General features: G+C 51.4%; 19 protein-coding genes. 4 read left to right on the top strand and 15 right to left on the bottom strand.

Translation table 11 applies throughout. The features are described 5' to 3' along the window. Nucleotides 1-93: 93 nt before the first annotated feature. From B036_RS34105 to B036_RS0111765, 3 genes are all read right to left on the bottom strand, one after another. On the bottom strand, nucleotides 94-1,386 hold the full coding sequence (locus tag B036_RS34105) for a bifunctional phosphopantothenoylcysteine decarboxylase/phosphopantothenate synthase (protein ID WP_020568923.1): 1,293 nt from the start codon (nucleotides 1,384-1,386) through the stop codon (nucleotides 94-96). 183 nt (nucleotides 1,387-1,569) lie between these two features. Beyond that, nucleotides 1,570-1,917: a DNA-directed RNA polymerase subunit omega gene (locus tag B036_RS0111770; protein ID WP_020568922.1), complete on the bottom strand. Its 348-nt coding sequence runs from the start codon at nucleotides 1,915-1,917 to the stop codon at nucleotides 1,570-1,572. After that, nucleotides 1,883-2,716 (bottom strand): outer membrane protein assembly factor BamD, encoded by an 834-nt coding sequence (locus B036_RS0111765; RefSeq protein ID WP_020568921.1) that lies wholly within the window; start codon nucleotides 2,714-2,716, stop codon nucleotides 1,883-1,885. Before B036_RS0111765 ends, B036_RS0111770 begins: the two co-directional genes overlap by 35 nt. Nucleotides 2,717-3,235: 519 nt before the next feature. Here B036_RS0111765 and B036_RS0111760 point away from each other — a divergent pair. The 4 genes from B036_RS0111760 (at nucleotide 3,236) to B036_RS0111745 (ending at nucleotide 7,756) form a co-directional block, all read left to right on the top strand. Then, on the top strand, nucleotides 3,236-4,138 hold the full coding sequence (locus B036_RS0111760; protein ID WP_020568920.1) for a DUF3137 domain-containing protein: 903 nt from the start codon (nucleotides 3,236-3,238) through the stop codon (nucleotides 4,136-4,138). Between the two features lie 323 nt (nucleotides 4,139-4,461). After that, nucleotides 4,462-6,111 (top strand): M1 family metallopeptidase, encoded by a 1,650-nt coding sequence (locus B036_RS0111755; protein ID WP_020568919.1) that lies wholly within the window; start codon nucleotides 4,462-4,464, stop codon nucleotides 6,109-6,111. A 43-nt stretch (nucleotides 6,112-6,154) separates the two neighbouring features. Beyond that, nucleotides 6,155-6,481, top strand: a complete 327-nt coding sequence (locus tag B036_RS32010; RefSeq protein ID WP_020568918.1) for a PLD nuclease N-terminal domain-containing protein — start codon at nucleotides 6,155-6,157, stop codon at nucleotides 6,479-6,481. Nucleotides 6,482-6,487: 6 nt separating this feature from the next. Then, nucleotides 6,488-7,756: a glycosyltransferase gene (locus B036_RS0111745; protein WP_020568917.1), complete on the top strand. Its 1,269-nt coding sequence runs from the start codon at nucleotides 6,488-6,490 to the stop codon at nucleotides 7,754-7,756. 248 nt (nucleotides 7,757-8,004) lie between these two features. Here the strand turns inward: B036_RS0111745 and B036_RS0111740 are convergent, their stop codons facing one another. The 12 genes from B036_RS0111740 to B036_RS0111680 form a co-directional block, all read right to left on the bottom strand. Then, complete coding sequence (locus B036_RS0111740; protein WP_026231906.1) at nucleotides 8,005-8,583, bottom strand: Maf family nucleotide pyrophosphatase; 579 nt, start codon at nucleotides 8,581-8,583, stop codon at nucleotides 8,005-8,007. 33 nt (nucleotides 8,584-8,616) lie between these two features. Continuing rightward, complete coding sequence (locus B036_RS0111735; RefSeq protein WP_044102532.1) at nucleotides 8,617-9,996, bottom strand: cytochrome P450; 1,380 nt, start codon at nucleotides 9,994-9,996, stop codon at nucleotides 8,617-8,619. Between the two features lie 219 nt (nucleotides 9,997-10,215). Beyond that, the gene (locus B036_RS0111730; RefSeq protein ID WP_020568914.1) at nucleotides 10,216-10,827 is read right to left on the bottom strand and encodes a hypothetical protein; all 612 of its coding nucleotides are present in this window, start codon (nucleotides 10,825-10,827) and stop codon (nucleotides 10,216-10,218) included. Between the two features lie 12 nt (nucleotides 10,828-10,839). Then, complete coding sequence (locus tag B036_RS0111725) at nucleotides 10,840-12,465, bottom strand: hypothetical protein (RefSeq protein ID WP_020568913.1); 1,626 nt, start codon at nucleotides 12,463-12,465, stop codon at nucleotides 10,840-10,842. 8 nt (nucleotides 12,466-12,473) lie between these two features. Then, the gene (locus B036_RS0111720) at nucleotides 12,474-13,025 is read right to left on the bottom strand and encodes an RNA polymerase sigma factor (protein WP_020568912.1); all 552 of its coding nucleotides are present in this window, start codon (nucleotides 13,023-13,025) and stop codon (nucleotides 12,474-12,476) included. Between the two features lie 310 nt (nucleotides 13,026-13,335). Further along, complete coding sequence (locus tag B036_RS0111715) at nucleotides 13,336-14,655, bottom strand: hypothetical protein (RefSeq protein WP_026231904.1); 1,320 nt, start codon at nucleotides 14,653-14,655, stop codon at nucleotides 13,336-13,338. A 228-nt stretch (nucleotides 14,656-14,883) separates the two neighbouring features. Then, a complete protein-coding gene (locus B036_RS32005; RefSeq protein WP_020568910.1) occupies nucleotides 14,884-15,711 on the bottom strand; it encodes a hypothetical protein in 828 nt (275 codons plus the stop codon). A 945-nt stretch (nucleotides 15,712-16,656) separates the two neighbouring features. After that, nucleotides 16,657-17,541, bottom strand: coding sequence for an NAD kinase (locus B036_RS0111700; protein WP_020568909.1), 885 nt, complete (start codon nucleotides 17,539-17,541; stop codon nucleotides 16,657-16,659). 3 nt (nucleotides 17,542-17,544) lie between these two features. After that, the gene (locus B036_RS0111695; RefSeq protein WP_020568908.1) at nucleotides 17,545-19,005 is read right to left on the bottom strand and encodes a BamA/TamA family outer membrane protein; all 1,461 of its coding nucleotides are present in this window, start codon (nucleotides 19,003-19,005) and stop codon (nucleotides 17,545-17,547) included. An 84-nt stretch (nucleotides 19,006-19,089) separates the two neighbouring features. After that, entirely contained in the window at nucleotides 19,090-19,986 is an 897-nt protein-coding gene (locus B036_RS0111690) for a DMT family transporter (protein WP_020568907.1), read from the bottom strand. Nucleotides 19,987-20,072: 86 nt separating this feature from the next. Next, nucleotides 20,073-21,104, bottom strand: a complete 1,032-nt coding sequence (locus B036_RS29065; protein ID WP_020568906.1) for an FAD:protein FMN transferase — start codon at nucleotides 21,102-21,104, stop codon at nucleotides 20,073-20,075. Between the two features lie 359 nt (nucleotides 21,105-21,463). Further along, nucleotides 21,464-24,595, bottom strand: coding sequence for a PD40 domain-containing protein (locus B036_RS0111680; RefSeq protein ID WP_020568905.1), 3,132 nt, complete (start codon nucleotides 24,593-24,595; stop codon nucleotides 21,464-21,466). Between the last annotated feature and the right edge of the window lie 159 nt (nucleotides 24,596-24,754).

Raw genomic sequence — 24,754 nt, 5'->3', positions numbered from 1 at the left:
TACAACACCTGCAACAGGAGCAAAGCGACCCTGCAATAACTGCAACAGGAGCAAAGCGCCCCTGCAACAACTGCAACAGGAGCAAAGCGACTCCTACAACACCTTAACCAACGCATCCAGAATATCATCTGCCACGTCGTCCTTAGATTTTAACTCGAATGCCGTCACCTTATTGCCAGTAACCAGCTGAATCTTATTGGTCGTATGGCCGAAAGCGGCACCTTTGTCGTTTGGGGAATTGAGAACGATAAAATCTAGGTTTTTCCGCTTTAGTTTACCCCTGGCATTTTCGAGGCCGTTCTCGGTTTCGAGGGCGAAGCCGACAAGGCGTTGGTGCGGGCGTTTATCCTGCCCTAATTCCGCAGCGATGTCGGGGTTACGTACCAGCTTAACGGTCATTGGACCTTCTTTCTTCTTGATCTTGCCAGCTTCGGTACGCGAAGGGCGATAATCTGCCACCGCAGCGGCCAGGATGGCGGCATCTGCCTTCGGCCATTTGATGACGGAAATGGCGTGCATCTCCCGGGCGGAGCGAACGTTGTGTAGCGTGACTCCTTCGGCAGTAGTGGTCAGCTCCGTGGGCCCCAGGACCAGGTTAACGGACGCGCCGCGCGCAGCGGCGGCCTCGGCCAATGCAATGCCCATCCGGCCCGTGCTCCGATTCCCCAGGTAGCGTACGGGGTCGAGGTCTTCGTAGGTAGGACCAGCCGTAATGAGGAGGGTTTTGCCTTTGAGGTCTTGTTTGGCTGGCGAGGACACGCCAGTACCCGTTAAATCTGCCTTAGTGGACATACCAGTACCCGTGTTGCTGGCCTTTACTGGCAGTGGAGTACCCTTACCAAGCGGCTGCGCCAAAAAATCGGCCAGGATTTTTATAATGTCCTCCGGTTCCGCCAGTCGGCCAGCACCACTCAACCCTGAGGCCAGTTCTCCCGTACCTACATCGATGAGGTGATTACCGTAAGACTGCAAAAGCTCCACATTGCGCCGGGTGGCCGGATGCGCCCACATGTCCAGGTCCATAGCTGGCGCAAAAAACACCGGACAGCGGGCAGACAAATAGACCGCCACGATGGCGCTGTCGCAAATCCCGTTGGCCATCTTACCCAGGGTCGTTGCTGTGGCAGGAGCCACCAGCATCGCATCGGCCCATAGCCCAAGCTCCACGTGGTTATTCCAGCTTTCACCGTCGTGTACCGAGGTGGTGACCTCGTGCTTAGACAGGGTGGCCAGGGTGAGTGGAGAGATGAAGTCCGCAGCTGCCTTCGTCATCAGTACCCGCACCTCAGCACCGGCTTTCACGAGTCCGCGGACGATCAATGCCGCTTTGTAAGCTGCGATGCTTCCGGAGACACCCAGGATGATTTTTTTGCCTTTTAGGGACATGTTTGGTGCTGTTGGACTATTGGACTATTGGTACTGTTGGTCTGTTGGTGGACACAAAATACAAAGGCCGTCAGTTAAAAGTTAATTTAACTGACGGCCCGATATCAGGGTTTTCAATGATCGGCCCTGCAGCTTATTGAAAAGCAGGACAACCCGACAACTTGATAACCCGACAACCTGAGATTAAACCTCTTCTTCCTCCTCCCGGTCCGAGTTGTACCGGCTGTAGAGTTCGTCGTCGAGGTATTCGCGCATGGCGATGAGTACCGGGTTGGGTAGTTTTTCGTAGAACTTGGAGATTTCGATCTGCTCCTTGTTCTCGACTACTTCTTCGATGGTATCGGTTACTTCAGCAAACTCTTCCAGCTTCTGGTCGAGTTCATGCTTCAGGTCAACGGCCAGCTGACGAGCACGGCGGCTGACGATGGCGAGGGTCTCGTAAATATTACCCGTGTCTTTCACCACGTTGGCGATGTCGCGGGCGCTTACGTCTGGACTAAGGCCTTGAGCCCGTGCTTTGATATCTGACATTTTCGAGTTCTTTTAGTTGTTTTGTGGTTTTTTTACTGAGATCCATTATTTCTTCGCTGTACTGACTGTCAGGGTAGCGTTCAATAAAGGCATCGATCAGTTTTTCGGCTTTATCAAAACGTTCTCCCTTCCGGGTAACGTAGCTGAGATCGGCGTACTGGTATTGACTTTTAGCCATCAGGAAACGGATTTCCTCGGCGCGCTGAGTTTCAGGATACTCTTTGAGGACGTTCTCAAAACTTTGCTGCGCTGATTCAAAACGCCTGAGGTCTACATAGAGTTTTGCGGATTCGAAATCCTTCAGTTCCATCTTCGCCCGCATTTCGTCAATCAGGCGGTTGGCTTCGGTAATTCGCTCACTGTTGGGATAGCGGTTGGCAAATTCCTCGAAGCCGTCGATGGCTTTTACACTGTAGCTTTGGTCGAGTCGGTAAACGGGGCTCAGCCGGTAGTTCGAATAGGCGGACATAAAGTCTGCTTCCTCCCTTAAATTACTACCGCCGTAAGTGGTGGCAAAGTTCTTGAAATAGTAGCTGGCCAACACAAACTGCCGGGTATAGTAGTAAGTATAAGCATAGCGGTAGGCAATCTGCTCTGCTTCGGCCTTACCACGGAAGGGAGCGATGGAGAGTTCGTAGAGGGTCTGGGCCCGCTGGTACTCTTCCGCATCGTAATATTCATTGGCCTTCTGCAGCCACAGCGCGGCGTCTCCGCTGGTACGGACGGTCTCAAATTCGGACTTACAGCCGAAGGTGATGAGGGCAACGAAAAGTAGGGAAAGGATGGAAGTAAACTTCATAAGGGGCGCAAAGATAAGGGTTTCTACGACAAAAGCGATTCGGCACTGCGGAAGATGATAAGAATTTTTGCTTACCGATTTGTTGCTTCATAGGATTCTACTATGCCAGGGCAGTGGACAACGCGTTTGTTGTAGAAGATCTGGAATTGAAATTTCGCTAAAAGGAGTCGCTTACGGGTGGTAAAGGTTGGTTACCGAGCTTTACGCGTCAACCTGAATAGAGGAGGCGCGGCCGCAGGTGCAAAGAGAAGGGATGAGGAGCCGGCTCGTCTCCACGACGCAACGCGTCGTAGGGCGGTTGTAGCCCATTCGTTGCCTGGGACTGCGTCGTGCCTCCTTGTCCCAGGCAACTCATGCATCGTCGCTACACGACTATCGGCGAACGAGCGACTTCGTGATTACTATTTAGGCCCCCTATCCGGGAGAACACTTAACTTGCAGCCAATAGAACAATAGTCCCAATAGACCAATAACTCCAACAGACCAATCGCCTCTCCTCCCCGCATCGACGAATTACGGATGTACTACAACACCACCATCCGCCCAGAGCTCTACCGGCTCGAACGGCTTCGGGTGCGGTTGATCCGGGGAATAATGGTATCACTGATTGCTGTAGTAATCCTCTTTATTGCTTTCGTCGTCTTTGACCTGGGGTTCCTGATCTTCCTGTTGGCGATGCCAATCATCTTTTACGTAGGGTCACTGTATTACCGGATCGAGAAATTTCGGCAAGCCTTCAAGCCTGCCATCATCAATCTTTTGCTGGAGTTCCTTAACGATGCGCCTAACTACCGCTCCCTGACCTACGACCCCAAGCACGCCATACACCAGGACCGGTTTGAGCGCAGCGGGCTTTTCCGGCCCATGCCCGACAGCTACCACGCCGAAGACTACATCAAAGGCCTGGTGGGCGAGATGGCCTTCGAGATGGGAGAAACCTACGTCAAAGAAATCAGCCCGGCGAGTAATCGGTTGCTGACGGTCTTCAGCGGTCTGTTCGTCCATGCCGTTTTCAATGAGCCGACCACCGGCCGCATCGCAGTGTGGCCCCGGCATAACCTCCGTCGGCTCAAACGGACCGTCGATGCCTACGTCTCTAAAGGCGGCAAGCCGGCAGACATCGAGATCATGAACCCCGGTTTCCGGGAAGAATTCGCCGTTTACGCCCACGCTGGAACGCACGTAGCCGGCATCCTGACCCCGCCCATGCAAGATGCCCTACTGGAGTTTGCCAGAACCCAGGAACAGGACATCTTCTTCGCCGTCCACAACCAGGATCTCTTCATCGGCGTAGCCCACGACTATGACATGCTGGAGCCGAACTTCTTCTCCTCCAACCTCTCCTTCAGTATCATCCGCAAATTTTATACTGATATAACCTTAATGCTGGGGGTGATTTCGGATTTTGACCAGACGCATTAGTTCATAGTCGGTAGTTGGTAGTTCATAGTAGCTGCCGCATGAGGTAGCTCGCTTCGCTCGTTCATAACGCTAAGTGACCAATAGATCACTCTCTTGCCAACATAAATGCAGGAGCCCGGTACGCTGCGCAGCAGCCAAGACAGCCAAACAGTTCCCCTTCTTACCTTAGTGTAACTTCTTAATGCCTTAGTGTCTTAATGGTTCCTCTCCCGCTTCCGCCGCCGTATCTTAGCCCTCCCGAAACCATCCCCAGCCGAATGAATCAACGACGTCCCCTACCCTGCTCATTTAACGCCCTTTTTGCATCCTGCGGCCGCGCCCTAATGCTGCTGCCCCTTTTTCTTTCCCCATTTAATCCCTTACTGGCGCAAGAACACGCGGATTATTTCGCCCACCACAAATTCACCCAGGCGGACACTCTGCGCGGCGCGCTGCGCCCGGAGCGGACCAGCTTCGACGTAACGTACTACGAGCTTCACCTGGAGGTCAACACTACCGAACGATCCATCGAAGGACGGGTGGATATGGACTATAAAGTCGTGCAAGCCACCAACCGGCTACAGCTCGACTTGTTCCAGAACCTGGCCATCGACAGCATTAAACAGGACGGCCGCCACCTCCCCTTCGAACGACAGGCTAACGCTGTTTTCATCACCCTACCCCGCCTCATCAGCCCCGGCAATGCGATTCGGCGCATGTCCATCTGGTACGGCGGTAAACCAGTAGCGGCAAAAAATGCTCCCTGGGACGGCGGCTTCGTTTGGAGCCTCGACCACAAAGACCGGACCTGGGTTGGCATCGCCTGCGAGGGTACCGGGGCCAGCCTGTGGTGGCCAAATAAGGATCACCTCAGCGATGAACCGGACTCTATGCTCGTATCAGTAACTGTCCCTAAGCGTTTCTTCGTCGCCAGCAACGGAAATTTACGCGAGGAAGTCGAATTGGAAAACCGCTACCAAAAACGCTACGACTGGTTTGTTTCCTACCCCATCAACAATTACAACATCAGCCTTGGCATCGGCAGTTACGTACACTTCGACAGTACCTACGTTGCCTTTGACGGAGAAGTGCTTGACCTGGATTATTACGTACTCGATTACAACGAAGACCGGGCACGGAAGCACTTCCGGCAAGTTGGGCCCATGCTGGCCGCCTACGAACATTATTTTGGCAAATATCCGTTTTGGGACGACGGCTACGCCCTGATCGAGACGCCCTACCTCGGTATGGAGCACCAAAGCGGAATCGCCTATGGCAACAGATATATGCGCGGCTACCTCGGCGGTATGCTCCCCGACGACATGGACTGGGATTTTATCATCATCCACGAAACCGGTCACGAATACTTCGGCAATTCCATCAGCGTGGCCGATCACGGTGAAATGTGGATTCACGAATCATTTACCACCTATATGGAAGCCCTGTACGTGGAATATCTTTACGGTAAAAAAGATGCTGTCCGCTACCTGAAGACACAATTAAAGTACATTAAAAACGAATCTCCAATACTTGGGCCTCAGGGCGTCAATTTTGACGACTTTGGCAGTTCGGACCACTACTACAAGGGGTCTTGGGTATTACATACCCTCCGGCATGTGCTTGACGATGACGGCTTGTTTTTCGGCATGCTGCGCAGCTTTTACCAGGACCACCAACAAAGCATTGTGAACACCCAGCAGGTAATTGATTATTTCTCCCGATATGCTAAAAAGGACCTGTCTCCTTTTTTTGAGCAATACCTGGAGCACCCCGACCTCCCCGTCTTAGAATTACGGCAAACGGGACAACAAGTGGCGTACCGCTGGCGTACCAATGTTACCGGTTTCAATTACCCCGTCGACGTACTTATCGGCAGCGAACCGGTTCGGCTCGATGCCACGCAGGAGTGGCAGGTAATGGGTAAAGGGTTTAGTCCCCGGGATGTTACCATCGATAAAAACCACTTCCTCGTCAATCTTGAGCTAATCAAATGACCATAAAAACAGTCTTCAGTAATAGCCAACAAATCCTACTAGTATGCCTTTTCTTCTATTCAATTTCCTGGGTCCTGAAATCATCATTTTGGCTTTCGGCCTCTTCCTAATGGCTACTTTCGTCCTAACCATTTGGGCGGCCATCGAAATTGCCACCAAACCCTTTAAACGTGAAAAAGACAAAGTCATCTGGCTCATCATTGTCCTGCTGTTAGGTGGAATTGGGCCAATCATTTACTACTTCAATCGTAAAAACCTGCTGGCAGCCACTGAAGGTAACGACCGGGAATATCTGCCACCTCTGGAGGATCCTCAGGCGCGGCCGCAGGTGCAAAGCAGGTTGGACAATAACCAGGATGACTTTGTATAGTCCTGCATGAAATATCTCCTCCTCTCCATAGGTACCCGGGGCGACATGGAACCCTTCCTGGCGGTGGGCGACATGCTCCTGAAAGCCGGCCATGAGACTGTCTGTGTGATGCCCGCACAGTTTCAGGAACTGGCGGAAGGTGCCGGCTTTCCCTTTGAAGCGCTGGACAGGAGGTTCCTCGAACTAATTGACGGCTCCGCCGGGCGAGCCATCATGGGGCAAAAAGGAAGTGCAGTTAACCGGGTGGTGCAGTTAGGTAAATTGGCGTGGGAGTCGCTTAGTATCCAGAGAGACTTGGTCAAAGAACAGCGGGACGCCATTTTTAAGCACCAGCCCGATCGCATTCTTTACCATCCCAAATGCGTATTTGCCAGGGCCTGGGGCATTTGCCATCCTGGCAGGGCAATTGTTATAAGCCCTATTCCTAACTGGCTGCATCCGGTCGAAAAGTACCCACATATTGCCATCAACACTAATTTTGGTCGGCGTAGCAACCTCCTGAGCTACGCAGTAATCAATTACCTGACGGCGCTCATGTCTGCCAGGTCCGTCAAAGCCTTTTCCGCAGATTTTCCAGGCCACCAACTTAACCGAAAAGCCATTGCAAAGTACATGAAAGAACAGGAACGAGCGCTCTACCTCGTCTCTCCTACCCTCTTTCCACGTCCTGCCTACTGGCCTGACCAAGCTATGGTTCCCGGCTACTTCGAACGGCCAAAAACCGGCAATTGGTCCCCACCTGCCGGCCTGATGGATTTCCTTGCCCGCTTCAAGGACGAGCACCCTACGTTCATCACCTTCGGCAGTATGGTTAATGCGGCCCCAGATGCGACCACCAATGTTATCCTCTCAGTGCTGCGTAAGCATCAGATACCGGCCATCATCAACACCTCTTCCGGAGGCCTTATTCACCAAGAGGACGTGCCTTCGCACATTCATTTCGTGAATAACATTCCCTATGAGTGGATATTCCCGAAAGTACATAGTGTGGTCCATCACGGGGGCTCAGGCACTACGCATACTGCCTTGAAGCACCAATGCGCCAGCTTAATTATTCCGCACATCATCGACCAGTTTTTCTGGAACAAGCGGGTGGCAGCCTTGGGCGCGGGGCCGTTGGGTATTAAGATTAAACAGCTGAATGAAACGACCTTTGAGCAATTGATCCTGGACTTGAGGTCTAATGTTTCTTACGGGGAAAAAGCCATTGAATTGGGCCAACTAATGGCTGGAGAGGCGTCCGGGAAGGCGTTGCTTGAGGAGTTAACGCGGTAGTGGAACAACATCATCACTGCATGGACTATCCGTTGAGTTACCCGGAACAAGCAGGCTCTATGCACACCCAAGTGACGATAGCATCATGAGCGTTTGACGACGATGCTCGTCGTATTGAAAAAGCTATCCGGCCGTTACCCCGGACTTCGTCCAGGGTAACCAATGTGTATTCGCTACGCGAAATCACGAGCAGCAGCGAGCTACCCTTTGCGGCAGCTATTCACTCATTCAGCCGTTCTTCCATTATCTCACCAAGCCACCAGGTGCTCATACACCAAATTCACCGGCAAGCCCATCACATTAGGGTACGTCCCATCAATGCGGTTGATCTTCGCCAGGCCCACCCATTCCTGAATACCATAGGACCCCGCTTTATCAAAAGGCCGGCAGGTATCGATGTACCAATTAATTTCTTCGTCGCTCAGTTCTGAGAAGTAAACCTCAGATACACCGGAGAACACCTCCTGTTTGGTCCGGCTCTTCAAACAACAACCCGTTACGACCGTATGCTTATTGCCGGAAAGTGCCCGAAGCGTTGCCGCTGCTTCTTCCCGGTCGGCTGGTTTGCCGTAAATCTTACCTTTAATGATCACTACGCTGTCCGCCGTAAGTAAAACCTCTTCGTCGCTTTTCAGCAGATGCATCGCTCCTGCAGCCTTCAGCGTCGCCAGATAGGGCGCGACCTCCATCACCGGTGTATCGGGCGGATAGACTTCTTCTACATCAGCCGTACGGATAGTGAACGGTATACCTGCCTGTTCCAATAGGTACGATCGGCGGGGGGATTTTGAGGCTAGGATTAGGGAGAGCTTGGGGGATATTTGCATCACGCAAATATATAAAGTCGCTACGCGGCTTTCTCAGACGCGTTTCGCGCTTGGTAGATTAGCTGCGCGTCTACTGAGCCGGAGACTTAAAGGTCGATCCATATGTAAAGTAATGTAAGCCTTCTGTTTTACCAGATCTGCTTTAGCAGGCAACTCAAAGTTGTAATCTTTTAGCAACCGGGCCAGAATCAGCTGCATCTCCAGCATGGCGAAGTGGTTACCGATACAGAGGCGGGGACCGCCGCCAAAGGGGAGGAAGCAGAAAGGGTGGCGGGCTTTTTTAGCCTCAGGTGTCATCCGTTCGGGGCGGAATGCTTCGGGATCTTCCCAGTATTCAGGGTTACGGTGTAAGCCGTAAAAGAAGATGCCGATGGAGGTGCCTTGTTGGATATCAAAACCTCCGGCCTTGTCTGGGCCGAGGGCCACCCGGTCGGTGATCCAGGCTGGAGGATAAAGGCGCATGCTTTCTTCGATCACCTGGGTGAGGTAAATCAGCTGACGAGCGTTGTCGAAATTAATGGCCCCCTCCCCTTCTACCTCGGTGATTTCAGCGCGTGCTTTGGCCAGGGTTTCCGGGTGGCGGAGTAGCAACCAGATGGTCCAGGCCAGCGCGTTAGCGCTGGTTTCGTGGCCGGCGGCGAAGAGGATGATGATCTCGTCTACCAGTTGTTGGTCGGGCATCGGTTGCCCGTCATCTTCGTAGCGGCTATCAAGCAGCATCTGCAGTAGGTCATCTTTTGGTACTCCGGCCCGGCGGGCATCAATGCGTTCCTGCACTCGCTTCCGTACGTCTTGCGTGAGGGCTAGTTTCCGGCCTTCGATGCCCAACCATTGGAGGGGCTTTAACAGGAAGGGCATTCTGACCGGATAAACCACATAACGCTGAATGGCATCGAGGGTCTTCTTCAGCTTTCGGGTTTCAGCATCGTCGAAACCATCGGTAAAAATGGCACGCGTGATCACCCTGAAAACGATGTCACGGGTAACCTCCTGCAGGTGTATACGTCCGTTTTCCTCCGCCGTTTGGTTAAGCCCCTTGCAGGAAGTATTGATCACCGCTTGCATCTCAGACACCAGCGCCTCCAGGCGCTGCCGGTGAAACCCCGGTTGAATCAACCTCCGCTGCGTAAGCCAGGGCTGGCCGTTATTCGTCAGCAGGCCACGGCCGAGATAACGCGCCAATTCGTCGGTCTGGATGGCACTCTTGTGGTAGTTCTTATGGTTCTTCTGCAACACATGCTGGATAACATCTGCGTTGACGGTGAAGTGAGTCCGGCGGCTTCCTCCCACCGAGAGGATAAAGTCCCGGCCGTACTCCCCCAGGTAACGGTTAAACCGTTTAATCGGATTGACCATCATCCGGGGCATATTAACCAGGACTCGGGCCAGGGGGACTTTGGGGGGTTCGTGCATGATGAAGGAACTATTAGGTGTCGCTAAACTACAGTTTAATTTAAAGGTTGCTACCATAGCAGCCCCCAAAAGAATGTCGTAAGACTGGGCAGGAAATAAAGCTGCCGAGGCTGCTAAAGCAGCAAATGTTCTCACAGAGAACAGCCCGGAGGGAGGCACGGTGGCTTCGCAACTATTGTTCGAAAGATGACGGCAAAAAGCGAGCCCAAATAGTCGGGTCTATAAACGCTCTTCCCATAAATCCCGCAACAAGGCAGCTGGCACCTGATCAAGGCGAGCCAGTATTTTTTCTACACCCTCCTCGGCTTCCAGCCGAACCTCAGGTGTTCCCGACAGGGCATTGATGACGACGAGGGTGCGGCCCACCCTTTCATTACTGGTACCTGGGGAGCAGTTCAGGATATAGCGCAGAACGAATTGCTCCTGGTCATTACCTAATACAGCTACCGGACGCAGTTCCGGCGAGGTGTTTTTAACCAACGCTGCACCTGCGACCGCGCCTGATCCAACACAGCTAATGGAGTCTTGATACGTCCACAGTAGTTTCGAATTAATGTTGCCAACTTCGTAATGGCGCAGAAAGATGCCGACGAAATCACCTGAATCATCGTATTCACGGGTGAGCATCGAGAAAACTTGATCCTCTCCCTTTGCCCCAATATGCTCGTCGAGTACTTCGCCATTAATGGCTTCCCGCAGTTCAGCCAATTGCTGTTCCAATGATTCTCCCGTCAGGAAACGGCGGTCCATTTTCACTTGTTCGGGTTCCCCGGCACAGGCGGTCAGGGCAATCATGGCAATACATAAGAGGGTACTGAATCTGAACTCCATAATTTAATTCCGCTATTTTCCGCCAAAAAGGTAACGGCTGCCAAAACGCAGGTTACTCAGATGGATCCGATCGTTGTAAGGGCCAATTCCCTGGTCTACCTTAAGGTAAACTACCCGACCAATTGCGGGAGAAACATAAATGCTCCAACGTGGGTTCATCAGCCGTTCCACTACGATTCCACCGCCAAGATAAAAACTGGAATTTGCCAGAATAGAACCACCTTCCAACCAGCCATTGGGTGGATTTTGAAGCTTCCGTTGACCGCTAAAATCAGTAGGCCGGCCACTGCTTCTTTGCCCATCAGGCAAATTGCCGACCCGCTCTTCAAACTCATTGAAGCCAGCTACTACTTCATCCTTACCGTCAAACGAAGAGCGCGCAATCACACTCAGGGACACACCCATACGGCCGCTTACGCGCCAATTTTCGGAAGTCAGCAGGGTCCGCTTATAATTAAAGTCGAAAGTGATGTTTTCAAAGTTAAAGCGCTGATAACCTTTAATCGGCTCAAATGCCGTGTATTCATCCTGCAGGTACCATTTCAGGGCAGTTGGGATATAGGAGCGGCGCGAATAGATCGCACCAACCTGAAGGCCATTTTTGCCTTGAATGAAATCGAAGAGTAAACCGACGCTGCTGCCATAAGTGAAACGACGATCACCGCTAATGTCAAATTCTCCGATCGATGTGCGCGGTGTTACCACCTGGTTAATATCGAGGGGAGAAACAAAAGCATTGACGTAGTATTGAACCGGCTCACTACTTTCTACCTCAGGCAAATTCAATACCGGGCTTGGCAAATAAACAGTTTTTCTCAGTTGCTTGATCTCAAGGGAAGGAACCCTTACCAGAGCAACCTCATTGTTTAACAAGTCTCTACGTTCTTTCCGCGCAACAGTTTTCTCGTAGCCAATATCCACAAGGGCAGTAGGGAGCACCAACGGAAAATCTTTCCGGATCTGGTTCTTCTTAGCGGAGTTGGCTACCGGACGCTGGGCGCTAAATCGAGTATTGTTAATGTCCGCCACAAGTGGTGCTTCGTCCTGAATCGTAGCGACCGCTTCAGCCACCTCCATCGGGACAGGAAAGCCATTCTCTGCTTTCGCGATGGGCAGGACCGGCCCTTCTGCCAATGGACCAAAGCGAACCACGAGCAATAACATGCTGAGCAACAGGGAGGCTTCGGTTATCTTCCAGGCAGAGACAAAACCACGGCGCCAGCCGATCAGTTCAAGCCGTGCCGCCAAAGCGGCCCAACCGGAAGTAACACCGACACCTGTACGCGCCAGGCCGTCTGCGACAATAGCGTCAACGGCCTGATCATTTTCCTTTTCCAGCCGCGCTTCCAGCGCAGCCCACCCAGCGATGGTCACAGTTGGCTGTAAGCCATTCAGCTTCCCGGCAAGATCGGAATCAGCTTGATTTATCGGATCTAATTTGCGCTCCAGTGCCTGCCAGCCTAAGGCAGTTGGGGCGGCGGACAGACCCTGCAATGCAGCCTGAAGGCCGAGGTCGGCATCTGCGTCCATTTGGGCTGACAGCGCAGCCCACCCGGCCTCGGAGGGCGAGTCCTTCGGCAGCTCTTTCAGCAGCCGTTGCCGGAGCAGTGCGTCAGTATGTTTAGTTGATTTGTTCATTGGGATTACTACCGGCCGGGGGCGATTAACACTTTTTGCAGTTTGCCCCGGGCTTTAACCAGGTTAGAGCGGCTCGTACTTTCTGTAATTTGCAATTGTTCTCCTATTTCCCGGTGACTGTACCCTTCCACCACGTAGAGGTTAAAAATCGTACGGTAAGTAGGAGGAAGTTTTTGCACAGCTGCCAGAATCTCCCGGGCACCAAATTGGGCAAATACGTCAGGAGCATCGGTGCTCAGACTGTATGCCTGGTCCAAATCTTCAGTACGCCGACGAACGTTGCGGCGATAATGATCAATGGCGGTGTTTACGGTGATCCGGCGCATCCAGGCCAGCAAGGCTGTTCCGGATTCGTAGCGGCCGATCTTTTTAAAAATTTTAATGAAACTCTCATGCAACAAATCCATGGCCTCATCCTCACTTCCTCCATAACGCTGACAAATCGACATCAACTGTCCGTAGTAGGTCTCATAAAGCACCTTCTGCGCTCCCCGGTCACCTTTGACAAGGGCGGCGATGAACTGTTTTTCGTCGTTATGTAGGTTTATGGTAAAGTCCATAGGGATAAGGATAAGTGGATCCAACAACGTGAGGCTGGAAAATATCCGTAAGTTAAACGATTCTTATGGGGAATTCGCTGCCAGTGCCAGAAATTAACGATTTTTGCTAATGTCCGACCTAGTGCCGTGGAGGTGAATTTCAGTTTTTTCCTCCATGCTTTTTGGGCGCGGCCGCAGGTGCAAAGATGGGCTGAAATGCAAAGCGGGGACCTCCACTGTTGTGAAGATCCCCGCTGGAAGTCGAGTTATCGAGTTGTCAGGTTATCAAGTTGTCGGTTGTCAAGATTTTCCCGACAACCTGAAAACTTGACTACCACTTGATCGATATCTTGTAATTGTCAAGATTACTGCCAGCAACAAAGTTGACTTCATCGATTCGAATGAGGTAACTACGTCCGTCGCGACGCACAGCAAATACATCACCTGCCTGTAGCGCTGTGGTTACGATTTCGGTATTGCTGTCATCACCGGGAATGTCCATAAAGTTGGAAGCATCAGATCCGCCAAGAACGGCATTTCCGTCATCAAAGGCTTGAGCAATGGCCTCACTGAACACTACATCATCAAAGGTAGTTCCGTCGCCCAGCAGGCTTAGGTCAGCAATACGAAGTTCTGCGTTATTGGAAGCACTGATTTGGGTACGCCAGTTTTCCATACCCACCGCAATGGTGTTATCGAGGCCTTCGTCCTCAATTTCTGCATCCGGGCTGTTGAACCTGACGGCAGTTCCATTGTCGAGGTCGATACCACCGAAGTTCATACCACTTGCATTAAAGAAAACGCCGGTAGTGTCAAAAGTCAGCGCTGTTCCCATTGGGGGGTCAAACGTAATGGAAACAGTGCGTTCCGCCGTGATGCCATTAATATCAGCTACCCGGAAAGTGTACGTACGGGTTTCCATCATAGTTACATCGGGGTTGATGTTGATGGTGTAGGTAACACCTACTGCTTCTGCAGGAATTAACTGAAGGGGGTTCATTGAACTAAAGCCGGTGTAAGTAAGCAGAGCAGCGTCCATTACCGTTCCGTTTTCGAGGACAGTGAAAGTCGACAGCGAATCCTCAGTATCATCAAGCTGTACCCGCACATCAAAGCTGGTACCGAAGTTGGTGACCGTTGCGTCTCCGCTAACAAATCCATCGGCAATTAACAGGTCTATGTTAGGTGGGTTAGCCGTGTAGGTAATGGTTACCTCAGTAGTAGCTATTTCACCGTCGGTGTCCGTAAGGCGAAAAGAAAAGGTAACTGGTCCAACTGTGGTGTTTGAAGGCGTTATCTCCACTCCATAGGTGAAGCCTCCGGCATCGGCACCAGCAGTCAGGATGGGGTTATTGGCAGTCTGGCCGGTAGTAAAATTCAGTTGGTTGGCAGGAATAGTGAGACCATTTTCCAGAATGGCCAGGTCACGTAGAGGAGCATCTCCGTCTTCACCTGAGATATTTACGTTAAAAGTAGGATTAGAAAGGTCTCTTTCCTGGTTAAAGCTGATCACGTCAGTACCACTGTTCAGGGTAATAACGGGAGGCAAAGTAACGCCGCCGCCACCGGGAGTATCCGGATCACAGCCTGCAGAAAAAAGAACGATAGCCGCTGCTGACATCAGCACGGCAAGACGAGTTAAAATACGCATAAAATATTGGTTTTTAGCGGGTTTGAATTCAAAAAATGTGATTACAACATGAAAATTACAAAGCTGTATTTCACGACACAGCCTCCGTAACGGTAATGATCACACGGATATTATTCGCCATACAAGTATGTGATAATAATCTCGGTAAGAGTTAGACGTTTAAAATTGAAAAAGGTCATGTCCCCGGAGAGACATGACCTTTTTACATTTGAGTAAATGTAATTTCTTCTACTTCGCAGCCTTGGCGGCATCGCGGTAGCGCTGCATTTTGGCATTGTCCGCATTGCGGTAACGGGGGCCACAATTAGCCAGGATTGCGGCCATTTTCACGTTAGACAGTTTAGACATCGCCGCTGGAGTCTTTACACCCGCAGCTTCGAACTGAGCTGCCATGGCCGGACCTACACCCTTGACGGATTGCAATGCACTGACCGGAGCAGCTGGCTTGGTTCGTGGACGACCAGGACCTTTTTTCTTAGCACCAGTAGCCTTTGCTTTAACGGGAGCAGCATCTGCGACTCCAGCAGTAGCAGCAGAAGCGGCTTTTTTCGGACGACCAGGACCACGCTTCTTGGCAGTCGGCTTAGCAGCGGAAGCAGAAGCGGCTTTTTTCGGACGGCCAGGACCGCGCTTTTTGGCAGTCGGCTTAGCAGCGGAAGCAGTGGCGGCCTTTTTCGGACGACCAGGACCGCGCTTTCGTGCTGGCTTGGCTGCAGCAGTCTCCGTAGTCTCTGCAACTTCAGCAGCTGCAACTTCAGAAGTCGCAGCAGTCTTTTTCGGACGACCAGCACCGCGCTTGGCAGCCGGCTTGGTGGTTGCCTTTTTCGGACGGCCGGCACTACGCTTGGCTGGTGCACCAGCTTTAATAATAGCAAGTTCAGCCTTGAGCGCTTCTACTTCTATACGTGCAGCTTTAGCTTCTGCTTGTGCAGCCTTAAGCGCTTTCTTATGCTTCTTCGTTATTTTCTTCAGCTCTACTGAATTTGCCGAAAAAGCTTCTTGTGCCGCATCAAAGCGACTGATGAGGCTCATTACCTCTTTTTTTAAATTAGCCATGTATCTGTTTTGAGTTCAGGTACCCTTCTGGCCATCAGCCACAATAAGCACCTGACTTAGTGTTAAATAAGTAGGAAAAACAAAGTGTATTATGTGTCTGATTATATTGAAGAATCCATTTACTCGCCGCAAAGATAGTCTTTAATATACATAATATACACTAATATTGTTCAATTCCAAGGATACCTCCCCCTTAATTTATCATTAAATGAGGCTGTTCGATTACCTGAATGCGTCTTCTAACTACTCGAATGGTGCGGTTATTTTTCTTTACCACACAGTGTTGACTTTGTATTAATGACCGGTTCATACAACTCTACCGAACCTGTTTACCGGTCCTTCCGTCAATTTTATTTATAAATATTTAAAATATTAAAATTAATCCAGGTCGCTACATATTACCCACCAATCTAAAAAACATTGGGATACGGTTGCCGGATGTAAAACGAATTCTTGTACTTACCGGCAGCACTGAAGTACTTACGCCGGGTCATTGCAAGAATTTAGTTTATGCGCTTACGTGATGGGGGCATCATGTATGATAATTTCCCTAATACAGAATGGTAATAATCCTCACCAGAATTATAATTTTCCATTAGCGATGCTCCTACTATACCCAAACCGTGAAGGTTTGGGATACAGTCGACCTGAGATCAATAGCGTTTGCCGGCGCTCAGCGCCACGTAATTTTCCAAACCACTTCGTGAGGAGTATATTACTGTCAAGATATGCCACTTTCAATTGCCTAACAATACCTCTGGAATTAATAGCGGAGAACCGCTGATTGTAAACACTGAATTACAAATCAGAGCCGTTTATCATCCCGATTCAACCAGTTGTTACTTTCCAATTTTCAAGATCAACCTAACGCATAACGCCACCCTAACGACCAGGCAACCTGGTCGCTCATCAATGTCGATATAAAGCGGATATCCTGGTGGACTATCAATGGTTGCGGCGGTCGGCACCCCAGTTAAGCTTGGACCTTAGCGTCTCCATAAAGTTCACTCCTGGTAATCTTACGAGGTTCAACCCAAAAGAATTCTTCCTGACTGCCAGACTGTGAACAGACGTTATTGTCTCAAAGCGAGAATCCAACGTACAAAGAAAATTCTCCGCACGCCCCTCTATTTCGAAGCTGATCACTGAATCATCACTGATGACTATTGGGCGGACATTCAGGTTGTGCGGGGCGACCGGAGTTACCACAAAATTCCCACTTCCCGGAAAAACAATTGGCCCGCCACAACTCAGGCTGTATCCAGTCGATCCGGTAGGCGTAGCGACAATAATGCCATCCGCCCAATAGCTGTTCAAATAAGCCCCATTAATAAAGGTATGTATGGTGATCATCGAGGAAGTATCCCGTTTGAGCAAAGTACAATCATTCAATGCATACGGTGTATCGCCAAAAATGGGCATGTTGCTCTCGAGGTAAAGCATATCTCTTTCCTCCGTCTCAAACCTGCCTTTAGCAAGTAAATTCAACGTTTCTTTAAGCTTTGTCTTCTCCACCCGGGCCAAAAAACCCAGTCGGCCAAGATTAATACCCAGGATGGGAATATTAAAATCCCGCACCAGCGTAGCTGCTTTAAGAATCGTGCCATCCCCCCCCAGGGTAATTAACATATCAAAGCGCTTCAGGCTAAAATCGATGTGGCTTTCGAATACACCGACGTCACGTTTAAAGGTTATGTGCTGCCTGATTTCCTCCAGATAAGGGCCATACACGTAGGTAGAGAACTGCCCGTCCGCCAGCAGGTCAAACAGTTCCTGGACGTGCGGAATGTCCTTTTCCTTTAGTACCTGACTATAAATAACTACTTGCATAATTTAGAAATTAAGGTTTAAAGCCAGAAACACTCCCCCCTCCCCCAGGTGGTTACGGTTATACTGCAGACTTCCCACCATATCGTAAAACAAAACTACATCCAGCCCAAGACTAGCGCCCGTCAACAGCGTATTATTCAGCTCATTATTCTCGCCGGCAAATGGTGCATTTGCGAAGCCCTGGTTAAACTGAAAAGCCAGCAATACCCGAACCGGTATATACCTGAAAGCAGGAATAAAGACCAATTTACCTAAATCCAGATCAGTATCAAATAATTGCCTGCGGACACCAAATCTCCAGATGGCCATGTCTAACCCATCTACGACGTAAAATTGATACCCCACAATCCCATTATTCCCAAAACCGATGGCGCGGTTCTCCAGGAAAGGTTGCTGATCGCGGATTAAACTGTATTTGCCACCCAGGCCTGCATTCACAGAAAGCTTATCGCTAAGCGGCCAAAACTTTCTCAAGGTTAATCCGGCAGTAAATCCGCGTCTTTCATTAGTCACTCCTAAGCCGTCTTTCACTAAAGAGGCTTCTATAAAGTAGCCATTCCATGGGTAGTTTCTTACATCCCGACGATCATTACGATAGCGGTACTCCAGCTGAAAGTAGGATTGGCTACTTCTTCCATCCCCTAAGAATTCAGGGTTCAATACCCTGGCGATGGTATCGGCAATCTCCGTACTACGGTATCCCATCCTCAACACATGCGATACGTATAACTTACGCCGGTAGGTCATTGCTATGTCGGCGCTGGTATTCTTATAAACAAAGGCATCCTCATCTAAATAAAATAGTTGCTGGTTATTGACCGTCTGGTAATTCTGCTCCCTACGTTGCTTAAAGCTGTAATCAACGTTTACGCCAATACTGCCTTCTTTATTAAGGTAAGGCAAACGATAGCCCGCTTCGTATTCCCGGGTATAGCCGGTGGTAAAACCTATTTTAAACCGGTCGCGTCGGCCGGTAAAATTGTAGTAGGAAAGTTTACCACCGAGGTTGACCCGATCCAGCGAACCACCCTGGTCTCTCCACCAAACGTTGAAATTTCGGTCAGCAAGAGAGAAAACCGGCACCGGGTAGATGTACCAGGTTTCCCGGATATCAATGGTAATGGTTTCCAGGCCCTTACCCAATAGACTATCTGAATGAGAAATCTCCATACTGGCAAATAAGCCAGTATTCATTAAGGCACTGTAGGTCAGGGCAATTTCACCTTCCAGCTTATCGGCGGCAATTCTAGCGCCCTTACCAAAAGTCATTTCCCGAAAGATGACTGCACTTCGGGTCCGCTTGTGGCCGCGGAGAAAAATATCGACAATCGTCACAGAATCTTGCGTCGAATCAGCAGACGGCGCATCCAAAGCTACCGGCCCGAAGGCGGGGGCCGCTAAAGACTTGTGGTCAAACAACGGTGAATCCGCAGCGCTGCCCGCTGCCCGAAGGCCTCCTGCCATCAACAATGTTAAACACACTACTAGTACTATGCACTTCATTGCCCTCAATAACGGAATTTCCCCGTTAAAAGCGCTTGTTTGGGCTTACTTACGTCGACTAAGGAAAATTCCTATCATAATCAGAGCAATTGCCGGTAACTGCAGGGCAGCAAAGCCTTCCCCGTCCAGCAACCCCCAGGATATGGCAACAACCGGGACAATATAACTCACGGTACTGCTGAATACGGCTCCGGTCCGTTGCACCATTTTAAAGAAGATGATACTCGCCAGCACGGTACTTACCAGGGCAAGTGCAGTAACGTAGCCCAGGGCCCACCAACCGGTATTGCCAGCGGCCTTTGCTACCGTCTCTCCCACTGCACCTGCGGTTCCCGCCCAAATTAAAGCCGGTAATCCTACCAGAAAAAAGCTGGACACCGTAATGGTCAGCGAAGAAATATCCTTAAAATAGGCACCCACAAGGTTTGAACTCAATGCATAACAAAAACAAGCCAGCAAAATAAACCCTGCGTAAGCGAACTGTGTCGTTTGCCCCGCTGCTCCGGGCGCAGCCCAGGCCAATAACACCGCTCCTCCTAACCCCAACAACACCCCCAACAACTGCCTGATGCCAGCGTCGCGGTTAGCGAAAAACAACCAGGCCAGTAAAAAAGTGCATAAGGGCACCAGTCCGCTTAACATACCGGTAAGGCTGCTACTGAGTTCCGTTTGGGCAAACGGGAATAAAAAAGAGGGTAACCCTGTCCCGGTTATCCCGATAACAATTAATAAGGGTACTTGCTTCCATTTAATCTTCCGCAAATGGGTATAGGCAAGTGGCGCTAAAGCCAGTGCAGAAATGCCTAAGCGAAGTGTAGCTACCTGCAAAGGGCTGAATACCTCCAGCCCTTTCTTGATAAGGATATAACTGGTTCCCCAGATGAGGGCCAGAAAAACGAGCGTAAAGTAATCCAGGTAGGTTGGGGGGGCGGGTTTGGACATGGGGCCGCAAGGTAGTCAGGCGGCAATGAATCATTGTAGTCCGGGAGCGGAAGTATTTAGCATCCGGCGGCAGGAAAAGTGACAGTTTACAACCCCGACGATTTCACCGTCTCTAAGCCTCCGTTTTCACTGGCTATCAGAAAATATCCCTCCAGCTCCGGGCGGGCATTAATCAGCTCCAGCGCCTTTTCGGGGCCCATGACCATACAAGCGGTGGCGTAAGCATCTGCCGTGGCACAGTCGGGCGCCAGCACACTGGCGCTCAATAAACGGTTGCGTTCCACTAATCCGGTCTTGGGGTTAATGGTATGGCTGAAGACTTCGCCGTCCACCTTATAATAGTTCAGGTAATTGCCGGAGGTGGCAATGGCCCGGCCATTGCTCAGGGGCAGGGTCCCGGCCTGAGCAATTTTTGCTTTGTCCTCATCCGGCAGACGAATAGCCACGTTCCAGGGGCGGCCATATTTGTTTCCGCCGGCGCGCATTTCTCCGCCGATGTCTACCAGGTGATCCGGGCGGCCGGCGGCCGCCAGTAACTGCGAGATCAGGTCGACACCGTAGCCTTTGGCACTGGCATTAAGGTCGAGCATCACCCCCGGAGAAGACTTACGCAGCATCGTACCCTCCATGCTTATGTTCTGGAGACCGACCAACGGCAAAAGCGCCCGGACCTCTTCCATGATGACTTCAGATGATTCCCGGGGCGTACCGGTTCCAAAGCCCCAGTAGTTCACCAGCGGCGCAATTGTTGGGTCGTAGGCGCCGTCTGTTTCCCGGCTCACGCGCTTTGCGAGTTCCAGGTTCGGGGCAAAATGCATCGTTCCAAACAGGTCAACACCCTTCTGGCTTTCGTTAAATGCCGTCAGTTTACTCGTGGGTACCCAGGCCGACAACTCCAGGTTATAGGCATCCAACAGGCTGTCAATCCGTTCGCCGAGGCCCGGAATACTATCTCCCACGTAGGTCACCCGAAAGTAACTGCCCATTGCCTCGCCCTGTAAACGGCAGATGGGTGGCGGGTTTTGCGTGATGGTTTCCGCAGTGTTTTCGGGGGCGCGGTCGCAGGTGCAGAGGAAGGACAAAAAAAGCAGGGAGACTACAGGGAGGAGGTACCGCATTGAGTTGAAAGGTTTTGCGTTGGCAAAGGTACTTATTGGACTATTGGTGCTATTGGTCTATTGGACTGTTAGTTGGTATGCACTACTGGCAATATTACCCTGTGCTTAAAAGCTTCGGTAACCCCGCCGGCGCTGGTACCATTGAGCTTCTTAGCGAGATAGTGTAACATAAATTCAACCATCAAAAAAGTAAATTGAGTACATGAACAACCAGATGATTAAATAGGAATAGTCCCAATGCGCCAAAAAAAAGCGCGAACCCGAGCAAAAGCCCTGAGTCCGCGCGATACTAATACACACACTAAATATTCTTATTTGGTCTATTGGTCTATTTCCGCCCAAAAGTCCAATAGACTAACCTACCACCCCGGTAATAAATTCACCCCAAAGCTCCAGCCCGCGTTCTTAATCAGGGGCTTTGCCAGGAAGGGCTCCACCACCAGCTGGCCGAACACGTTCACCCTGGCCGAAACGCCAGCGGTAAAGATTGGTTTAACGCCGGGGCTGGCGATGTATGGTTCGCCGGTCGTCGGGTTGATCAACGGTTCGCCGTTCTGATCCAGGGTAAAGGTGGGGCCGCCAAACTGGTCGATGTTCGTAAAGGCCAGACCACCGTCGACGAAGAAGTTGAGGTCGGAAAAGAGGAACTTCGACTTAATCAGTGCCAGCTGTTCGGGTCCGGTAAAGGGAATCCGGATTTCGGCATTGGCAACGAGCAGCTTACTACCCACCAGCTCATTCACGTCCCGCCCACCGGCGGCCAGCGTTGGTACTACATCATTGCCCGTCAGGCCACGCAGGTACCACGGGCTACCGAGGTAGAGAGGAAAGAGATCGTTACCGTTCCCGCCGTACCGTCCCTGGTGCATGGCGCGCAGCGCCAGGGCGCCTTTGCCGAACCAGATGTACTTTCTGAAGTCTGCCGTCACGTTGGTAAATTCAAATTCACCCGCGTACTGGTCTACCCCCAGCCGGTACCGGTAACCGCTGATCGGTGCCGTCAGGCCAAATTTGGAATCGTCCCCAACCAAAGCCACTCCGGCTTTACCCAGCAAGAACGACTCCGTCTCCAGATCCTCACGGCGTTCGGGCCGGTTATTGATCAGGTTAACGTTGCGGCCGGTAACCGGGTCAAAGTACCGGTTGTACTGATCTACCCGGTTGGAGTAGAGGCTGGCGCTGACGGACCCTTCCAGGCGCAGCTTGGTACTAAACGGAATAGAGGCGAAGCCACCTACCTGGTTTTCATATAATCGGCGAATGAGGTAGGGCGCATTGCCCACATCCACGGTTACGTCGTTACCCAGGTCAAGTGTTTCTAGGCGGGGAGCCAGCTGGCCAAAGCTACGAAAGGGGGTACGCCCTACGGTAAAGCCGTAGTTCACCCGGTGTTTGCGGTTAAGCCAGGCGGCCGAGCCGCCAAAGTCACTCAGTTCCCCATTCAGGGACAGGCCGCCAAACAGTTGGTTGTTGCCCAGTATGTCGCTAAACAATGCCTGCACGCCGCCGGCCAGGCCGGCGTTGGTCCCGAAGACCGGATTATTGTTCACCCCTACGCCGGTACCGCCGGAGATATGGTCCAGCTTAAACTTAGGCTTATAGGGCCGCTCACTGATGTCTTCCGGGGCAAGCACCTCATCCTTGTCCATATTTGCCAGCAACCGGTCTACAATCAGGTTAGCACGAGGGTTTAGGCGCGGTAAAGTAGCTGGCGTAAGGTCTACGCTGTCCGCACTGACGATCTTTCCTTCGAGCCGGTCGGCCAGAGCACCATAAATCCGGTAGCCCTTCTGGTTGAAGTAGGTGTAGACCAGTCGGTTGTTCCTACGGTCAATACTCATCGCCGGAGCGAAGTGCGTAATGCCTGAAACGCCCGTAATGAGGTCCGTTACTTGCTCCAATTGTTCATTGGCGGGGTTGAAGCGGTAGATGTTACGGAAACCGTCCCGGTTACTAAGGAAGTAAAGCGTGCCGTCTTCAGCCTGCACGGGGTTAAAATTGTCAGCACCAGGGAATAACGGCAGGTCCTTCGTCTCGCCAGTGACCACATTGAGCGTAGCCAGGTTAAATCGCAGGGCACCGTGCGGGCGGCTCTTCGTCTGTATGGCAACCCGATCGGTACTGTAATAAATCGTCTGTCCGTCAATCCCCCAGTGAGGATGCGTTTCGCTGTATGCGTCGTCGGTCAGTTGTGTCACCCGCTCAGAGCGGACGTCCACCTGGTAAAGGTCCGTTTGTCCGTTTACCAGCCCCGATACCACAATTGACTTACCGTCGGTACTCCAGCTCGGAAGCGTGAAGGCGTCAACACCTTCCGGGAAGATGGTGCGTACCGCCTTTCCTTTATCCACGTCGGCAATCACCAGGGCATTCCGTCCTTTTGCGACGATGGTGTAGGCAAACTGCTTGCTATCTGGCGACCAGGTTCCGCTGTTCTCGATGTAACTCAGGTCATCCACGTGACCGCGGGTGGTATTGGTCCTGATCTTGCGGATGACTTCTCCGGTCCGTGCGTCCGCCAAAAACAGGTCGATGTTAAACAGGTCACGCTCAGACAAGAAGATGAGGTACTTACCGTTAGGGCTGATCTCCGGGGCAATGTTGATGCGACCACCACCGGAATTTGGGGAAACGAGTTCCTTACCAACGTTACGATCCTCCTTTGCGCCAGCGACCTGTGGGCCGTAGGTTTTCTGTAGTGATTCCTGCCAAAGTTTGCTCAGGTCTTTAAGCTCATAGCCCAGCACCATTTTAGTGCTCTTTTCCAATCCCCACTGAGCGGTTCCCCGGAAGTAAGGATTAATGATGTCATCCCCCTTTAGTCCGGTGACGAAGGCCCAGAAGGCTTGTCCGTAACGGTAAGGAAAATATTTTCCGGAGCTAAGGTCCTTAATACTGGGCACGTCGTCGTTAAGCACGGCGTCCCGCATCCACATGGCAGTGAAGGGGTCCACGGAACCGATACTCAGGTACTCCGCCAGGCCTTCTACCATCCATAGTGGGATGTTCTGCAGGTCCTGGAGTTTTGTTCCGTCGCCCCGGATCACCATATCGTACTGAAATGCATGCACCAGCTCGTGGCCCAGCACGTGGTGGGTCTGTTGGTTGGTGTGGGCAACGGGCAATATTACCCTGTTCTTAAAGGCCTCGGTCACACCGCCGGTACCGGTGCCGATGGCACCGCTGATGGCGTTGGTTTGCTGAAAGTCGGCGTGGTTGGCGTAGATTACCATTGGGTTCCTGAAGGCAATCGTGTCCTGCAGCACCAGTTGATGCACCTTGTACCACTCTTCGCTGTCGTTCAGAAAGTCGCGTAGCCACTCCTCATTATTGAGGTAGGTATACAGTTCGAAGTGCTTTGTTTCGTGCACCTTGAAATCAAAGTTTTCATAGTGCGGCTTATTCCGGCCAAAGCCACCGGTTTGTGCCGTCAGCAAGACGGGCAGGATCAATGCCAGGAGCATCAACCAGGGATGATAGTTGGTTTTCATTATGTTCATTTTGCACTTAAATCTCAAACAAGGCCAGGGGCCTTTCGATTACATAACACTATAATTGCGCTTCCCCCTCAAGCGACAACTATTAAAGAAAAGTTATAAGATTAATGAATTTCCTAATAAAAGTTAAGACTTTGCAGGCGCGGGCGCAGG

The organism is Neolewinella persica DSM 23188, from assembly GCF_000373105.1.
Taxonomy (GTDB): Bacteria; Bacteroidota; Bacteroidia; order Chitinophagales; family Saprospiraceae; genus Neolewinella; species Neolewinella persica.
Note: the sequence above shows the minus strand (reverse complement) of the source record. Positions and strands in the feature narration are given on the sequence as shown.

Excerpts from the sequence above, each read along its gene's own strand:
- B036_RS34105 (WP_020568923.1), bottom strand. The coding sequence starts at position 1,386 with ATGTCCCTAAAAGGCAAAAAAATCATCCTGGGTGTCTCCGGAAGCATC.
- B036_RS0111770 (WP_020568922.1), bottom strand. The coding sequence starts at position 1,917 with ATGTCAGATATCAAAGCACGGGCTCAAGGCCTTAGTCCAGACGTAAGC.
- B036_RS0111765 (WP_020568921.1), bottom strand. The coding sequence starts at position 2,716 with ATGAAGTTTACTTCCATCCTTTCCCTACTTTTCGTTGCCCTCATCACC.
- B036_RS0111760 (WP_020568920.1), top strand. The coding sequence starts at position 3,236 with ATGTACTACAACACCACCATCCGCCCAGAGCTCTACCGGCTCGAACGG.
- B036_RS0111755 (WP_020568919.1), top strand. The coding sequence starts at position 4,462 with ATGCTGCTGCCCCTTTTTCTTTCCCCATTTAATCCCTTACTGGCGCAA.
- B036_RS32010 (WP_020568918.1), top strand. The coding sequence starts at position 6,155 with ATGCCTTTTCTTCTATTCAATTTCCTGGGTCCTGAAATCATCATTTTG.
- B036_RS0111745 (WP_020568917.1), top strand. The coding sequence starts at position 6,488 with ATGAAATATCTCCTCCTCTCCATAGGTACCCGGGGCGACATGGAACCC.
- B036_RS0111740 (WP_026231906.1), bottom strand. The coding sequence starts at position 8,583 with ATGCAAATATCCCCCAAGCTCTCCCTAATCCTAGCCTCAAAATCCCCC.
- B036_RS0111735 (WP_044102532.1), bottom strand. The coding sequence starts at position 9,996 with ATGCACGAACCCCCCAAAGTCCCCCTGGCCCGAGTCCTGGTTAATATG.
- B036_RS0111730 (WP_020568914.1), bottom strand. The coding sequence starts at position 10,827 with ATGGAGTTCAGATTCAGTACCCTCTTATGTATTGCCATGATTGCCCTG.
- B036_RS0111725 (WP_020568913.1), bottom strand. The coding sequence starts at position 12,465 with ATGAACAAATCAACTAAACATACTGACGCACTGCTCCGGCAACGGCTG.
- B036_RS0111720 (WP_020568912.1), bottom strand. The coding sequence starts at position 13,025 with ATGGACTTTACCATAAACCTACATAACGACGAAAAACAGTTCATCGCC.
- B036_RS0111715 (WP_026231904.1), bottom strand. The coding sequence starts at position 14,655 with ATGCGTATTTTAACTCGTCTTGCCGTGCTGATGTCAGCAGCGGCTATC.
- B036_RS32005 (WP_020568910.1), bottom strand. The coding sequence starts at position 15,711 with ATGGCTAATTTAAAAAAAGAGGTAATGAGCCTCATCAGTCGCTTTGAT.
- B036_RS0111700 (WP_020568909.1), bottom strand. The coding sequence starts at position 17,541 with ATGCAAGTAGTTATTTATAGTCAGGTACTAAAGGAAAAGGACATTCCG.
- B036_RS0111695 (WP_020568908.1), bottom strand. The coding sequence starts at position 19,005 with ATGGCAGGAGGCCTTCGGGCAGCGGGCAGCGCTGCGGATTCACCGTTG.
- B036_RS0111690 (WP_020568907.1), bottom strand. The coding sequence starts at position 19,986 with ATGTCCAAACCCGCCCCCCCAACCTACCTGGATTACTTTACGCTCGTT.
- B036_RS29065 (WP_020568906.1), bottom strand. The coding sequence starts at position 21,104 with ATGCGGTACCTCCTCCCTGTAGTCTCCCTGCTTTTTTTGTCCTTCCTC.
- B036_RS0111680 (WP_020568905.1), bottom strand. The coding sequence starts at position 24,595 with ATGAAAACCAACTATCATCCCTGGTTGATGCTCCTGGCATTGATCCTG.